Source organism: Chryseobacterium sp. GW821-FHT04C04, from assembly GCF_059420365.1.
Map to the genome: position 1 here is coordinate 1,339,601 of NZ_JBWKTO010000001.1, position 16,530 is coordinate 1,356,130.

At 36.3% G+C, this 16,530-nt stretch carries 13 protein-coding genes; 1 reads left to right on the forward strand and 12 read right to left on the reverse strand.

What is annotated here, in order from left to right:
* The first annotated feature begins 81 nt into the window (after positions 1–81).
* Positions 82–2,373 (forward strand): DUF7619 domain-containing protein, encoded by a 2,292-nt coding sequence (locus tag AC07UM_RS06070; protein ID WP_494684854.1) that lies wholly within the window; start codon positions 82–84, stop codon positions 2,371–2,373.
* 116 nt (positions 2,374–2,489) lie between these two features.
* Here the strand turns inward: AC07UM_RS06070 and AC07UM_RS06075 are convergent, their stop codons facing one another.
* The 12 genes from AC07UM_RS06075 to AC07UM_RS06130 form a co-directional block, all read right to left on the reverse strand.
* Complete coding sequence (locus AC07UM_RS06075) at positions 2,490–2,726, reverse strand: hypothetical protein (RefSeq protein WP_494684855.1); 237 nt, start codon at positions 2,724–2,726, stop codon at positions 2,490–2,492.
* 111 nt (positions 2,727–2,837) lie between these two features.
* Positions 2,838–3,296, reverse strand: coding sequence for a hypothetical protein (locus tag AC07UM_RS06080; protein WP_494684856.1), 459 nt, complete (start codon positions 3,294–3,296; stop codon positions 2,838–2,840).
* Between the two features lie 95 nt (positions 3,297–3,391).
* Positions 3,392–3,856, reverse strand: a complete 465-nt coding sequence (locus AC07UM_RS06085) for a hypothetical protein (RefSeq protein ID WP_494684857.1) — start codon at positions 3,854–3,856, stop codon at positions 3,392–3,394.
* 78 nt (positions 3,857–3,934) lie between these two features.
* Positions 3,935–5,650, reverse strand: coding sequence for an ATP-binding protein (locus tag AC07UM_RS06090; RefSeq protein ID WP_494684858.1), 1,716 nt, complete (start codon positions 5,648–5,650; stop codon positions 3,935–3,937).
* A gap of 6 nt (positions 5,651–5,656) precedes the next feature.
* Positions 5,657–6,766: a sensor protein KdpD gene (locus AC07UM_RS06095; RefSeq protein WP_124530615.1), complete on the reverse strand. Its 1,110-nt coding sequence runs from the start codon at positions 6,764–6,766 to the stop codon at positions 5,657–5,659.
* 57 nt (positions 6,767–6,823) lie between these two features.
* Positions 6,824–7,909, reverse strand: coding sequence for a porin (locus AC07UM_RS06100; protein ID WP_494684859.1), 1,086 nt, complete (start codon positions 7,907–7,909; stop codon positions 6,824–6,826).
* Positions 7,910–7,942: 33 nt separating this feature from the next.
* The gene (locus AC07UM_RS06105; protein ID WP_494684860.1) at positions 7,943–9,313 is read right to left on the reverse strand and encodes an outer membrane beta-barrel protein; all 1,371 of its coding nucleotides are present in this window, start codon (positions 9,311–9,313) and stop codon (positions 7,943–7,945) included.
* 208 nt (positions 9,314–9,521) lie between these two features.
* A complete protein-coding gene (kdpC, locus tag AC07UM_RS06110) occupies positions 9,522–10,079 on the reverse strand; it encodes a potassium-transporting ATPase subunit KdpC (RefSeq protein ID WP_494684861.1) in 558 nt (185 codons plus the stop codon).
* Positions 10,080–10,089: 10 nt separating this feature from the next.
* A complete protein-coding gene (gene kdpB / locus AC07UM_RS06115) occupies positions 10,090–12,129 on the reverse strand; it encodes a potassium-transporting ATPase subunit KdpB (protein ID WP_494684862.1) in 2,040 nt (679 codons plus the stop codon).
* A 175-nt stretch (positions 12,130–12,304) separates the two neighbouring features.
* Complete coding sequence (gene kdpA, locus AC07UM_RS06120; RefSeq protein WP_494684863.1) at positions 12,305–13,999, reverse strand: potassium-transporting ATPase subunit KdpA; 1,695 nt, start codon at positions 13,997–13,999, stop codon at positions 12,305–12,307.
* A gap of 6 nt (positions 14,000–14,005) precedes the next feature.
* Positions 14,006–14,083, reverse strand: a complete 78-nt coding sequence (locus AC07UM_RS06125) for a potassium-transporting ATPase subunit F (protein WP_077415921.1) — start codon at positions 14,081–14,083, stop codon at positions 14,006–14,008.
* A 353-nt stretch (positions 14,084–14,436) separates the two neighbouring features.
* Complete coding sequence (locus AC07UM_RS06130; RefSeq protein ID WP_494684864.1) at positions 14,437–15,759, reverse strand: sigma-54-dependent transcriptional regulator; 1,323 nt, start codon at positions 15,757–15,759, stop codon at positions 14,437–14,439.
* Positions 15,760–16,530 lie beyond the last annotated feature (771 nt).

Consider the following 16,530-nt stretch of genomic DNA (forward strand, 5'->3'; position numbering starts at 1 on the left):
ATAAAGTATTCACTTAAAAGTTTATTTTTGCTTTTGATTTTTAATCAAATACTAAAAAACTAAAACGTAACCAACTCAACCATGAAAAAACTCTACTCAGCCATTTTGCTGACTCTATTTTCTATACTTCAGTCACAGATTGTCAATATTCCTGATGCTAATTTTAAAAGCCTGCTGGTAGCCAATATACCTTATCTGGCTACAAATATTATGGGTAACAGTACGATTATTGATACCAACCATGATGGAGAAATCCAGTTATCTGAAGCCGCCAATATCAGTAAATTAAACTTTGACACCACTACTTTGCAAAATTACACCTCCTTTTCTAATAATGTGATTTCAATAGAAGGGATAAAAAGCTTTACGAATCTGGTACATTTTAATATTGACAATTTTCCCCTGTTACAAAGTATAGATCTTAGTAATAATACAGTATTATATAAACTGGATATCAGCAGATGCTATGTTTTGTCATCAGTAAATCTTCAGGGTTGCAGCCAGTTGCATGATCTGGATATTTTCTTTACTAAAGTCCTTTCGATTGATCTATCAGGACTGACAAATTTATATGATGTGAATATGACCCAGTGCCAGCTTTCTAATATCTTTTTAAATAACAACACGAATCTGACCAACTTATCACTGGTCTCCAATAATCTTCAGACACTTCCTTTAAACCAAACCCCTAATCTGAAATTTTTAGGGATCCCCGGTAATAAGTTTACGTCACTCGATTTCAGTGCTTTTCCAAAAATTGAATCCCTAAATTGTACCTACAATAAATTTACAAGTATTGATCTCTCCCAAAATGAAAAACTTCAAATTTTCGGATGTGATATGAATCCGAATCTTAAGTATTTATTTATTAAAAATGGGGTCAATAACTTTACACAAAATAATACTTCAACATTTTCAGGGACTCCCAATCTTGTTTATATCTGTGCAGATGATTTTGAAATTCCCAATATCACTTCATTATTACCCACTACTATGGTCAATTCATATTGCTCATTCACCCCGGGAGGTACATTCTACACTATTCAAGGGAATACAAAAGTTGACATCAACAATAACGGATGCGATCCCAATGATCCCAACAAAGCTTTTCAGAAATTCACAATAGCAGGAGGCGGAATAACGGGAAGTATGATTGCCAATAATTCCGGAAATTACAATATTCCGGTACAGACAGGTAGTCATACAGTAACTCCGGTTCTGGAAAACCCTACCTATTTCAATATTTCTCCGGCAAGTTTTACGGCTAATTTCCCTCAACAGATAAGTCCTTTCACTCAAAATTTCTGCATAACTCCCAATGGGATTCACAATGATTTAGAAACAGCTATTATCCCTGTGACAGCAGCTTCACCTGGCTTTGAATCAAAATATAAAATCATCTATAAAAACAAAGGTACTGCAGCTCAGTCGGGAAATATAGTTTTTAATTTCAATAATAACCTGATGAACTATCTTAGTGCAACGACATCTCCAAGCGCTCAATCTACCGGAATGTTGAACTGGAACTTCACGAATCTTCTTCCTTTTGAAACCAAAGAAATTACCGTAACTCTGAAATTAAATACTCCAACACAAACTCCGCCAGTCAATGGCGGTGATATTCTGCATTACACTGCACAGATCAATGGTGCAACTGATGAAACACCTGCTGACAATAGTTTTACTTTAAACCAAACGGTTGTCAACTCTTTTGATCCTAATGATAAAACCTGTCTGGAAGGAACTTCTATCACCCAAACTCAGGTGGGAGACTATGTACATTATCTAATCCGATTTGAAAATACAGGGACAGCCAATGCACAGAATATTGTGGTAAAGGATGAAATTGACATAAATAAATTTAATATTTCTTCGCTTGTTGCGTTAAATGGAAGCCATAATTTTGTTACTAAAATCAGCAGTCCGAATATTATTGAATTTATCTTTGAAAATATTCAGCTTCCTTTTAATAATACGAATAATGATGGATATGTATCGTTTAAAATCAAAACAAAGTCTACCTTAAATCTTGGGGACAGCTTCAGCAATACAGCCAAAATCTATTTTGATTACAACAACCCGATTGTTACCAATACTTACACAACAAGCGTTCAAAATGTATTAGCAACAGCAGAAATTGATAAGAAAAACCAGAGTATTTCTGTTTATCCTAATCCTGTAAGGGATATTCTAAATATTCAATCTAAAAATGAAATTGTAAAAGCTGAAATCTATGATGCTGCAGGAAGAATTATCAATTCAACAAATGTAAAAGGAAACTCAATAAATATTTCAGAACTTTCTAAAGGAAACTATATTTTGAAAGCTTTCACGAAGGAAAAAGCAATTGTACAGAAGTTTATTAAAGAGTAAGTTTACAAAATGTTATAAAAAGGCTGTGATAGATTTCACAGCCTTTTTATTTCAGCAAAGTAAATGCAATTATTCACTTTTATTTTTTCTTTCCTTGTTGGCTTGTAAAATCCAGATTATTTTTCTTTTAGCCATCTTTCTATATCCTGGTTGGCTTCATCTTCAGTAAGGTATGCTTTACTTTTATATTCTTTTTTTCCTTCAGCAACTCTTTCTTTTTGCTCATTAGTAAGAATATATTCATTCTGGTCCAATTCAAAATCAAGAATTTTTTGAATTTCTTCAATAATTCTGACTTCTTTTAATTGGGTGATCCTGTTGATCAAATTAATTTTTAAATCTGACGTATTCATCTTGTGTGATTTAAGTTCAAATTTAGAAATTTTATTTAAAGCCATTTACTCAAAATCATAAAATCTGCAGTGTTTGCATAATATTACTTCAGGTTATATGTGCAATCCTATTTACTTGAAAACAATAATAGTATAGGGAGAACTTTCTCCTGTCTTTGGCAAAATCAACCTGATATGTTCTTTATCCTTGTAGTAATCCACATATGGCTCTTTGGTGATAATTTTTCCTTTTTCTGTTGGTTTATATCCGTCTGTTAAAATCAGTTTAAAGTACTGATCATATTCTTTCTTTGTTTTAAACTCAAATTCAATTCTGTCTTCTGATTTTTCTTCAGCATATTCAAACTTCCCAATTTTTGAGGTGTAATCGGGGGAATCATATTCGTTTAAAAGAAAGCCTAAGCCTTCTGTTCTGTCATAAAATTTGAACTGAAGCTGTTTCATCTCTTTTTTAAACTCATCCATGGTAAGTTTGTTGAATCCCTTAAGCTGTTCTAATGTAAAGGTCTGAGCAGAAATCTGAATACTTAGTACAACTGAAAATAATAAAAGTCCTAACGTTTTTCTCATTTCTATTTTTATTACAAATATAAATAATAGGAGTTGAAGTTTTGTTTGAGAAAGTTCTTATTAAAATAGATTTAAATACCTTAATATTTAAATTACTATTCTTTAATCAAAGCTTTCCGGAACAGTAAAATTTCTTCCTTGTTTAATCCTTCCAAAGAAATGGTACGTTTTGTATTGGGCATCCAGTCAGGATAAAGAATCAGTTCAACATAATTATCATGTATATGAAACTCTCTCAGAACTTCCGGCTTTCTTGTATTTCTTCGATCTGATCCAAATCTCAGATTAATGCACTTACCGGGAATAATGTAAAAATCTTTAGGAAACAAAAATATAGAATTCTGATTCATGAAAATTTCAAAACTACACCATTGGAATCTTTTACTAGCTCTAAGTCCTCCTTTAGTCACTGTAGCAATTGTTCCATTAATCTTGTTTAGTTTCATCGCATCAGGCTGCCTGTATTTTTCGATAATTTTATTTTTCTGGATATAAAAGTAAATTCTTGAAATGATAAAAAATGCTACACCCACCAGTGGCAAATAGAAAAAAGGATCCATGAATTTAAAAGGATAGAATTACAAATCTTTAAATAAGAAAATCAGATATTTTCTTATTCAAAGATATAACAATAATCCCTATGAAACCGGCAGTCTGAAGTAAAATGTACTTCCATTATTCAAAGAACTCTTCACTCCTATTTCTCCGTGTTGTTTTTCAATAAAGTTTTTTGAAATAGCCAACCCCAATCCTGTCCCGTTCTGATGTTCTCCGGGAACCTGGAAATAACGGTCAAAGATCTGACGGTGGTATTTTTCATCAATTCCGCTTCCGGTATCAATAATACTAAATTGAATAAAGGCGTCCCGTTTTTCTACCACAATCTGAATATTTTCATCCTGAAAAGAATGCTTCACTGCATTGGTCAAAAAATTGTTCATCACCCAAACCGTTTTATCAAAATCTGCAGTCACGGAATCATTATCTTCCAAAAGATATTGGGTGCTGATCAAAATATTTTTCTGCTCTGCCAGTTTTTCAACATTTTTCATAGCAGTCTGTACAATTTCCTTAGGGGAACATTTCTCTACGGTCAGTCTGATATTTCCGGATTCTACCTGAGAAAGATTGAGCAGTTCACCCGTGATATCCAATAAACGCTGTCCATCTTCATTGATGCTTTTCAACAATTCCTGCTGCTGCTCATTCAATTCACCGAATTTTTGGTTTCCAAGAAGCTGTACGCCCATTTTGATAGCTGAAATTGGAGTTTTCAGTTCATGGGAGATCGTCGCAATGAAATTGGTTTTGGCAAAATCCAGTTCTTTGAAAGGGGTAATATTTCTTAACAAAATTACTTTTCCAATATATTTTTTTTCCTTTTCGCCCGTCTTTACGATATTGATGGGAATAATATCCTGTTCAAAATAATTCTCCTTATTATCACGAACAATCTTGATAGGATCTTTTACCGGATGATCTATATTTTTCAGCAGCTCACGGATAAGATCGTTATTGATGGCTACTTCATGAGCTGTTTTTCCAATAATTTCTTCTTTATGGAGGTTGGTAATTTTCAGGGCTTCATCATTGATCATGTAGATAAAATGGTTTTCATCCAAACCAATCACAGCATCATGCATATTGTTGACCAATGTTTCGATCCGTTTTTTATCCATCAACTGCTTAGAAAGTGTACTGCTTTCGTACTCCTGAAGCTTTTCTGCCATAGTGTTGAATGATTCTGCAAGATCATTGAACTCCTCACTTCCTTTGAAATGAACTCTTTCACTGTAGTTTTTACCGGCAATCTGCTTTATACCAAATGTAAGCTGACTGATAGGTTCTGCAATAGCCTGAGGCAAATTGAAAAGTAAGATAAAAGCAATCAGAAAGCATACGGTTCCTAAACTTACAATCCAGAATGTGGCATTTTCTGCCGTAATGATAGCAATGTCACTCTTCCGCTCTATCCCTTTCATGTTTAAAGACATAATCTTCGCCAGATCTTCACGAATCAACTTCTCCTTATTAGAATCAGGAGCTTTCAGATAGCTGTTGAAATGCAGATTCAGATTCTGAGTGGCTTCTTTTTCTCCAAACTCTGTAAGGTTCTTTTCCTGAAGCTTATTATTTTTTTTAAAATCTGCGACCGCAACCGTACTGTCTGTACTGATGTTATCCAGAGCAAGAAGCATATTTTTGGAAAACTCCAGACTGTTGTAATTGGCTGTGAGAATTTTTTCAGTATCAGATTTTAATTTATTGATGTATACAGAACCTATCACTGAAAGCAGAACGATCAGCAGAAATAAAAGGCCAACACCTAAGGTAAGTTTCGTTTTAAGTTTCATTACTTTTTAAGATAAAATAATAATATCTATCTGTCTCTCATTCAATCTGTTCATGAGAGTATAAATCCAGCTGTACCCCAACAGCCGCTGCCAAAAATGGGCATGTGGCTTTCCAATACAGACTGTCGTAATATTATGGGCAATCACATATTCCAGAATTCCATTGTGAACACTGCTTTCTTTGATCCGGACTACTTTTGCCCCTAATTCTTGTGCTAAATTAAAATTATTAATTAAATACCGCTGCTTATCCAGCGCTATTTTTTCAGGATTTTCGGAGGGCTTCTGAATGTATATAACAGTCCATGGACTGTTATAATAGCTGGCTAACCTTGCTGTTTTCCGGATAATTGTTTTGGCGATTTTCTCATTACTGCTGATGCAGGCCAGGAATTTTATAGGTTTAAAATTTTCGGTTTTAATCTCTGTTTCTACCTTTCTTTCTACATGAGTGGCTACTTCTTTTAAGGCCAGCTCACGAAGCTGTAGAATATGTCCGCTTTGGAAGAAATTGCTGAGTGCGGTCTGAACTTTTTCTTTTTTATAAATCTTACCCTCTTTTAGGCGGGTCAGCAATTCATCAGCAGTAAGGTCTATATTGACCACTTCATCAGCAAGAGCCAGGATCTTATCCGGAACGCGCTCTGCCACTTCTACTCCGGTAATTTTCTTCACTTCTTCGTTCAGGCTTTCGATGTGCTGGATATTCATTGCACTGATGACGTTGATTCCGTTATCAAGAATCTCCAATACATCCTGCCATCTTTTTTTATTTTTGGAACCTTCTACATTAGTATGGGGCAGCTCATCCACTAGAACGACTTCCGGATGTTCATTGATAATGGCCTGAAGATCCATTTCTTCAAGATTTTTTCCTTTATAAAAAACTGATTTCCTTTCAATTTCAGGAAGACCTTCTACAAGCGCTACCGTTTCTTCCCGACCATGGGTTTCGATATAGCCCACCTTTACATCAATGCCATTTCGCAAAAGGGAATGTGCTTCCTGAAGCATCCGGAAAGTTTTTCCTACACCAGCACTCATCCCGATATAGATTTTGAATTTTCCTTTTCGGGACTTTTGAATCAGTTCTAAAAAATCTTTTGCTGATGACATTGATTTTATTCTTTTTAATTTTACTTTAAACACTTTTTTCTGTGCCTGAATTGATTGCTAAAACCAAGCTGCAAGACTTGTCGTAATGAAAAAATTGCTTTGCTTCATCTCGTTATGATGAACAAATACTGCATCTTTAGAGGTAAAACCTCTGGCTTCCGTACGAAATACAACATTCTTTAAAATAGCATAATCTACGTTTAAGGAATATCCAAAGGTCTGAAAACCATTCGCCGTTTTGGTGTTGATAACAACTCCATTTTTGTCATTATAATATTCCAGTCTTCCGGCCAGAGCCCATTTGTCATCCAACTGATATTTCATAAGAATATTCGGGGTATACCAGATGTTATACTGCTCACTTCCTTTTGATTTCTGTTCTGCCCCAATGTCAAACCCTAATACAGTAGAAAACTGTTTTGTCACCTGAAAAATCCCATGCAGATCATGGAAATAGCGCATTCTTTTATCATCCTTAGGTTTATCATTCCCGATAAATGAACTGCTGTTCAGGGTAATTCTATCATTAGGCTTGTAAGTCACCTGATGTCCGAAAGAAAGAGTCTGGTTCCCTTCAGGCTTTGCAATTCGCTGCCATCCGTTCAGTACCAATCCGCTTAAAAACCACTTCCCATTATCTGAGGTGTAAGAAATTTTGGCTCCTGTTTCAAAATAGGGAGAATTTTCCGCTGCTAAACTTCTTGTCAGATTGATATTATCCTTTCCTATAGCACTTTCCCAGCCAATATGGGACGGCATGATTCCCGCATCAATCCATAGGTTTTTGTTTTTTGAAATTTTAATTCCAATATTGGCTTCATTGACATAATGTAAGGCATTTTGTTCCGATGCCATATTATCCTGTGCATACACTCCAGCCATTAAAGCAAAATTAGCACGAAGCACATCACTTTCATAAGAAGCTTTTACCAAACCTAAGTTAAGATTTACTTCATTATGTCTGTTATAGGAATACAGGAAATTTTGACGAATATGGTTAGACGGCTCATTAAAATCATACGTATAAAAGAGTTCTGCATAGGCAGAAAATTTTATTTTAGAGGTATGCTTCACGGAGTCTGAAGTTTGGGCTTTTGGAAAAAATATCCCTGCTAATATCCCAACAACAATATATTTTTTCATATAGTTTTTAATCATTATTTCATTTATGATATATTATAGTCTGAACATCACTGCCAGCGTAAACCTGCTGTCAGACTTTCTCAAATCGGGTCTCCATGATTCTACAGGGGTATCAATCCATCCATCCGGACTGGTAGTTCCTTCTCTGCCTGCAAAATATGGGATATTGCTTTTTCTGAATCCATATTCCAATCTGAAAGTTACAAATTGATTGGGCATAATATCAACAGTTGCGGTTCCCTGAAACATTTTAAGCTTGTCTCCCGCAGCAATCGCGTCATTAAAGTCATTATTGGCTACGGGTGAAGGGGTAAATGCCAAATAAGCTCCTGGATTGGAAACAGCATCAGCTCTTAACGTTAAAGCAATTTTATTATGATGAAACCAAAGTCTGTTGGCCACAGAAGTACCGATCATGTAGTTGTCTTTAGCTTTTACACCGCCTCCACTCTGAAATCCATAATGGTTATTGATACTGAAGGCAGCCTGTGACAACCCATCACTGTCTTTATTTTTATAATATCTGGCGACAATACTGTGGTCATGGTGAAATCTTCGAACTCCGGAATTGTTTCTCGTATCCTGCCCGTTAAGGTAAAAGTTGGCAACCAATTGTAAATTTTCGTTCGGTCTGTAATAGTTGGAAACTCCCAATCCAAGACCTGTATTCCAGGAATTATACGTCTGCCACCCGTTCAGCACCCAGATCTCTGTTTTGAATTTCTTAGAAGGAAAAGCCTGAATTCTTGCGCCCTGAAAATAGAAAGGTGTAAAATCACAAACCAAGCTCCTCTGATAGTTCCAGTTTTCTCCCAAAACATAGCTTTCCAAACCGATATAACTCATGAAAATACCCGCTTCCACATTCAAACCGTGCATCACATTAAAATGGTATCCCGCTGCAGCCTCACGAATGTATTTTAAATTGCTTCCGCTTGTATTTTTACCATGATTCAGCGTTCCGTCAAGATCCTGAACAATAGAACCCATTTGTCCAAATTGCAGCCATAAACGGCCTATCACATTTTTATAATTGGTTTCCAATCCGATACTGGCCATGTTAATCGTCACTTCATTAGAACGTCCTATTGCGGAGGAAATGGTATGTGTATTATCTTTTGGACGGTTAAAATCATAATTATAATAAGCATCCACATAGGTTACTCCAGTAAGTATAGTTTCTCCATTTTTATCTTTTAAGGTTAAAGGAAAGTCGGTCTGGCGGTTTTGCCCATTGATCCATGTAAGATCATAGCCGTCAAAGGGAATTTTAGAATCTGTTTTTGCTATTAAGGAATCTTTAGGCTGAGCGATAACTGAGTCTTTTTTTATTTCCTGAGCATTGATAAAACTTAAGGTACTAAGCCCAAGAAAAAATGCTGCTTGAAAAGTTTTTGATTTCATTATATAAATATTGATAATAATGTGCTGAATAATTGTGTGGTAATAGATTTCCACGTTAAAAACACCTGATGATTGAAAAAATGAATTCTGCTCTGAAAGTGATTTAAAATGTTAAACAGAATTCATTTTTTAACTGAGAGTTCTCTTTTGATTTTTATTTGAATAAAATTTTTAAAAAGAGAATATTTTTGATTCTATGAATATACTTTTAATGTAACTGGTCCAAAGCCATGTTTAGTTTTAAAACATTCAGTTTTGAAGGTCCGAAAAGTCCTAAGAAAGGCTTTTCAGTTTGATTATTGATTAAGTTTTTGATCTGCTCTTCTGAAAGGTTTCTCACTTTTGCAATTCTCTTTGCCTGATACAATGCTCCTTCCTCAGAAATATCCGGATCCAGCCCGCTTCCGCTTGCTGTAACCAGCTCTACAGGAACTTTGGTATTTCCCATTTCAGGATTATTCATTTTTAAAGTATCAATCCTTTTCTGTACGGTTTCCAGGTATTCTTTGTTGCTGGGGCCTTTATTACTTCCCCCACTTCCTGCTGCATTATAATTGACTGAAGAAGGACGGCCATGAAAATAGTTCTCAGCTTTGAATTCCTGCCCGATATTAGCATAGAACTTCTGCCCTTTATTGTAAACAATTTCTCCGTTTCCTTTGTTGGGAAGTATTTTAGAACCTGCATATACAACTGCCAGATAAATACCTGTAACTATCAACATTACAAGAGTTAATCTGAATGCTGAAACAATATGATTTTTCATTTTTTTAATTTTAATAGAATAAACTGATTACCAAATCAATGATTTTGATCCCAATGAATGGAACAATTACCCCGCCCAGACCGTAGATTAAAAGATTTCTTCTCAGTAATGCACTTGCACCAATCGGCTTATAGGCTACTCCTTTCAAAGCCAGCGGAATCAGAAACGGAATGATGATCGCATTGAAAATAACCGCTGATAATATGGCTGTTTCGGGACTGTGAAGATTCATAATATTCAGCTTCTGTAGGGAAGGAATAAAAGTGATGAAGAGTGCAGGAATAATAGCAAAATACTTCGCTACGTCGTTGGCAATACTAAAGGTCGTCAAGGTTCCTCGTGTCATCAGCAGCTGTTTTCCGATTTCCACAATTTCGATCAGTTTTGTCGGGTCGTTATCAAGGTCTACCATGTTGCCGGCTTCTTTTGCAGCCTGCGTTCCGCTGTTCATCGCTACTCCTACATCGGCCTGAGCCAGTGCCGGAGCATCATTGGTTCCGTCTCCCATCATGGCTACCAGCTTACCTTCCTGCTGTTCTTTTTTGATGTAGTTCATCTTATCTTCAGGTTTAGCTTCGGCTATAAAGTCATCTACTCCTGCTTTCTCTGCAATGAATTTTGCTGTTAAAGGATTGTCTCCGGTTACCATTACCGTTTTCACCCCCATTTTTCTAAGTCTCTGGAAACGTTCCTGGATTCCGGTTTTGATGATATCCTGAAGTTCTATCACTCCCCATACCTTTTCATTTACGGCGACTACCAAAGGAGTTCCTCCGTTTTCAGCTATTTTGGTTACCGCATCCTGGGTTTCCTGTGGGAAGATATTCCCGGCTTTTTCAGTCAGTTTTTTTATCGTGTCATACGCTCCTTTACGGATTCTTGTCTCATCAAAATCGATTCCCGAAGTTCTCGTTTCCGCTGTAAAATCGATATAAGTAGGATTGGGAACCAATAAATCTTCAGATTGTAGTGCACTCAGCTCAATAATTGATTTTCCTTCCGGTGTTTCATCGGCTACAGAACTTAAAGCAGAAGCTTTAATGAATTCATTAAGCTGAATTCCATTGGAAGGATGAAAATGGGTTGCTTTACGGTTTCCGATCGTGATTGTTCCTGTTTTATCAAGCAAAAGAACATCAATATCTCCTGCCGTTTCTACAGCTTTCCCACTTTTGGTAATCACATTCGCTCTGAGTGCTCTATCCATACCCGCAATTCCGATTGCAGAAAGCAGACCGCCGATTGTTGTCGGAATAAGACAAACGAAAAGAGATATAAATGCCGCAATAGTAATCGGCGTCTGCGCATAGTCTGCAAAAGGCTTTAAAGTGAGGGTAACAATAATAAATGTAAGGGTAAATCCTGCTAAAAGTATAGTTAATGCGATTTCGTTAGGTGTTTTCTGTCTTGATGCTCCTTCTACAAGAGCGATCATTTTATCCAAGAAGGATTCTCCCGGTTTTGTGGTTACTTTTACTTTAATTCTGTCTGAAAGTACTTTTGTACCTCCTGTTACAGAACTTTTGTCTCCTCCTGCTTCACGGATTACCGGTGCACTTTCTCCTGTAATTGCCGACTCATCAATAGTTGCCAGACCTTCAATAATCTCACCATCCATTGGAATCTGATCTCCGGCTTCACAAAGGAAAATATCGCCTAATGTCATTTCAGCAGACATCTTCAGCCTTGTTTCTACCTGGAATCCCGGCTTATTATCAAGCACTAATTTAGCTGGAGTCTCTTCCCTTGTTTTTCTGAGGGTATCAGCCTGTGCTTTTCCTCTTGCTTCTGCAATAGCTTCTGCAAAATTGGCAAACAGAACAGTGAAAAATAAAATAATAAATACTAAAAAGTTATAGGAAAAGCTTCCCTGGGTTTTATCACCAGTAAGACTGAACATGCTTACGATAAACATGACAACGGTTCCGATTTCCACCAGGAACATTACTGGATTTTTAAACATAATTTTCGGATTCAGTTTTACGAAGGATTGTTTTATCGCTTCGTTTACCAAATCTCTCTGAAACAATGTTTGTGACTGATTTTTCATTTTTTTGAAAGAATTTATATCATTGTAAATCAATAATAACCATCAAGGTCTGCCAAATAATAAGGATAGATATGGATAATATAAGTGAACGTTTCAGTAAGTGTCAGACTAGCTTCCTCCCACTTTTCGGCTCCCTTAATGGTTGAATATTGATTCTAATTTTTAATGTTCACATTTATTTTGAGAAATACTGAATCTGCTCTGCAATAGGTCCTAACGTCAATGCAGGGAAGAAAGACAGTGCTGCAATCAGTAAGATCACCGCCAGGGTCATAAATCCGAAAGTGGCCGTATCTGTTTTCAGTGTTCCTGAACTTTCCGGGATATATTTCTTCTGGGCTAAGAGTCCTGCAATCGCTACCGGTCCTATGATCGGGATGAATCTTGATAGCAACAGGACAATTCCTGTTGAAATATTCCACCATGGAGTATTATCTCCCAGTCCTTCAAATCCAGATCCGTTATTCGCGGCAGAAGAAGTAAATTCATAAAGCATTTCACTGAAACCATGGAACCCAGGATTATTCAATGTTTTTGTTCCAAATTCTGGCAAATAAGCCGTTAAAGCTGTTCCTGCAAGAATCAGGAAAGGATGGAACAAAGCCACGATCATAGCGATTTTCATCTCTTTGGCTTCAATCTTTTTACCCATAAATTCCGGGGTTCTCCCTACCATCAGACCACTGATAAATACAGCGAGAATGATAAAGATGAAATAATTCAGAACTCCAACCCCGCAGCCTCCATAGAAACAGTTGATCATCATAGCAAGCAGCTCGTTCATTCCCGAAAGAGGCATTGTACTATCATGCATAGAGTTCACAGATCCTGTTGAAATAACCGTAGTTGCGATACTCCAGTAGCCTGATGCAGCGCTTCCAAAACGGATTTCTTTACCCTCCATTGCTCCCAGACTGCTATCTGCTCCTATTTGTGTAATCAGAGGATTTCCCCCGGTTTCATTCACAACATTCGGAACAGTAAGGGCGAGAAATCCGACCGTCATTACGGTAAAAATTACCCATGAAAGTTTTCTTTTATTCAGATAAAATCCAAGTGCAAATACCAATGCAAACGGAATGATCATTTGAGCGATCATCTCTGTCATATTGGTGATATAGTTAGGATTTTCAAGCGGATGAGCTGAATTCGCTCCGAAAAATCCGCCACCATTGGTTCCTAAGTGTTTAATCGCAACAAAGGCAGATACCGGACCTCTGGAAACATCAGCCTTCTGCCCTTCCAGTGTGATGATATGATCTTTTCCTTCGAAAGTCATCGGACTTCCGTTGATAGAAAGAATTAAAGCGACAATAACACTTATCGGAACCAGGATTCTGATCATTGATTTTGTGAAAAAGTCATAGAAATTCCCTAGTTCAGTACTGGTTTTTTCTTTAAAAGCTTTGAAAAGAACCGCCATTGCCGCCATCCCTGTTGCTGCCGTTACAAACTGTAAAAACATCAGATAAAGCTGGCTCAGGTAGCTTACTCCCGTTTCTCCCGAATAATGCTGTAAATTACAATTGACCAGGAATGATATGGCCGTATTAAAAGCCAGATCGGGTGACATATTAGGATTCCCATCAGGATTTAAAGGAAGCCACGCCTGATTCAGTAAAATAAGAAATCCAATAATGAACCAGACAAGGTTAATCGTCAGCATGGCATACATATTCTGTTTCCAATTCATCTGACGGGTAGGATTAATTCCGGATAATTTATAAATTAACTTTTCAATCGGTTCAAAAACCGGATCCAGAAAAGTTTTTTTGTATCCATAAACATTAGCTATATATTTTCCTAGAAATATTCCGATAACTAATGTGATAGCAAACATTGCTATAATGCCTAAAATTTCTGTATTCATGACCAATTAAAATTTTTCAGGTTTAATTAAAACATAACAGATATACACAAAGGCAAGTATTGAGAGGAAAAATAAACTCCACATAATTTATATTCTATCAAAAAATTCAACTGATTTATATAAAAGCCAAAATAGCACTGCGAAAAGCAGGATTAAACTTATGAGCATCATATCTTAATCATTAGGGTTAAAAGAGTCAATAATACGTACGATACAACCAGCAGACTAAAGGTAGAATGCTCCCGTTTTTTAAACGTTTTTCTTGAAATTGTCATTTTTAAATATTTTATTCAGGTACTATATGCCAAAAGAAGGTCCATTCTGGAAAAAAGACACGTAAATAACTAAATAACAACACATTAAACAACATCACCAACCTATATAAAAACAAAATAGCCTATCAAAATGATAGGCTCTTTATTAAAATGATAAAAGATTTATTTTAATCCGTATTCTTCCAGTTTACGATATAGCGTAGCAATACCAATCTCAAGTAAACGCGCAGCTTCCGCTTTATTTCCTTTTGTATATTGCAATACTTTCTGTATATGTATTTTTTCCAATGACCGGATACTTAAAGAATCACTTTCCGGGACCGCTTTTTCAGAGTAATGAGGAAGGCTGTCAGCATCAAGGATATTGTTCTCCATTAAAATTAAACTCCGTTCTACAGCATTTCTCAGCTCACGAATATTTCCTTTCCAATCATTCTTATCTAATTCTTTATAATAATTAGGATCAACCTGAACAGAGGATAAGTGAAGTTTATGTGAAAAAATATCAATAAAGTTCCTGGCAAGTGCTTTCAGGTCTTCCTTTCTATTTCGTAAAGCCGGCAGGCTTATCTCAAATACATTCAGTCTGAAATACAGATCTTCTCTGAAGTTTCCTTGCTTTATTTCATCTTCAAGATCTCTGTTGGTGGCTGCAATCAATCTAAAATCAGACTTTGAAACTTTGGTTTCACCCATTTTGATAAACTCTCTGGTTTCCAGAACTCTGAGAAGCTTTGCCTGAAGTTCTATAGGCATCTCACCAATTTCATCTAAGAACAAAGTACCACCATTTGCCTCTTCAATTAATCCTTTTTTATCTCTCAAAGCACCGGTAAAAGCGCCTTGCTTGTGACCAAAAAGTTCACTCTCAAGAATCTCTTTACTGAAGGCTGAGCAGTTGATTGCTACAAAACTATTTTTCTTTCTGTCACTTCCCTCATGAATAGCGCTGGCAAAAACTTCTTTTCCTGTACCTGTTTCTCCTGTAAGAAGTACAGCAGCATCTGTTAAAGCCACTTTCTCAGCCAGCTTCTTAGCCTGCAGGATTAAAGGTGATTTACCAATTATCTGGTCAAATCCTTTGGTCACAACCTGCTGCGTAACCCTTGATTTATTGTCTTTTACCTTATCCAGAGCCTTATATACCAATGGGATGATTTTCTCATTATCATCACCTTTTACAAGATAATCATAAGCCCCATTCTTCATGGCCTGAACAGCATCCGTAATATTACCAAATGCCGTCATCAAAATAATTTCCAACTGAGGGTATTTACTTTTGATAGACTTTACAAGTTCTACTCCAAAAGCATCAGGCAGCCGGACATCGCTTAAAACAACATCAAATTCATATTGCTCCAGCATTGTCATGGCTGAACGTGCTGTAGATGCTTCTTTTACATTAAAATTTTCTTGGGAGAGGATCATTCCTAATAACTTAAGGAGTTTGATCTCATCATCAATGATCAGAATGTTTCCTGACATATAATTATTTTTGGAAAACTATTGCAAACTTATTGAATTTATTCGAGTAAAACAGGGTTGTATAAGGAAATAGTTTTATTGACCACCTTGTGCTATTTCAGGAGCTTTATCCCGCTATCCATTCATACTCCTCACGCCAAAGCTTTATTATGAGAGATACAACTCTGTTAGTTCACGAAAGGTCCCACGCTTGTTGCGGGGTAACCATTACTATCAGGGCTAAAAGGAAGAAAATTATGAATGATAAGTTATGAATTATGAGATTCGAGGTTAGGGTTTCAGGCTGCGATTGATCAGCTTTGATTATTCTACATTTACAATATTCAATAGAAGCGGACTTTAGCCCGTTCTGGTCAAAAGTTCCATTTCCATATGGCTTTAGCTCAAACTTATATTTTAATTAATTCTTATTAACTGAAGAAAATAAGAAAATACAATGAAGTACAATAATGATTATATAGACTCCTACGGAGTGACAGCTAAGTGGAAGATAGATCAATAATGATAGTAAAGACTGGAAGCTGGGGATGAGGCTGGATTCTCACCCTATATTACTCATAAACCAGAAGCAGCTAGGAATAGGAATAGGAATAGGAATAGGAAGATAAGAGAAGAATTCTAAGTGATTATAGGAGTTTGCTGTAGGTATAAGTATAAGATAAGTATATAACAACAAAAAAGTCCTTTATCGTATGATAAAGGACTTTTTAAAAATAAAATAAAAACTGGCGGCGGCCTACTCTCCCGCGTTAGCAGTACCATCGGCGCTGG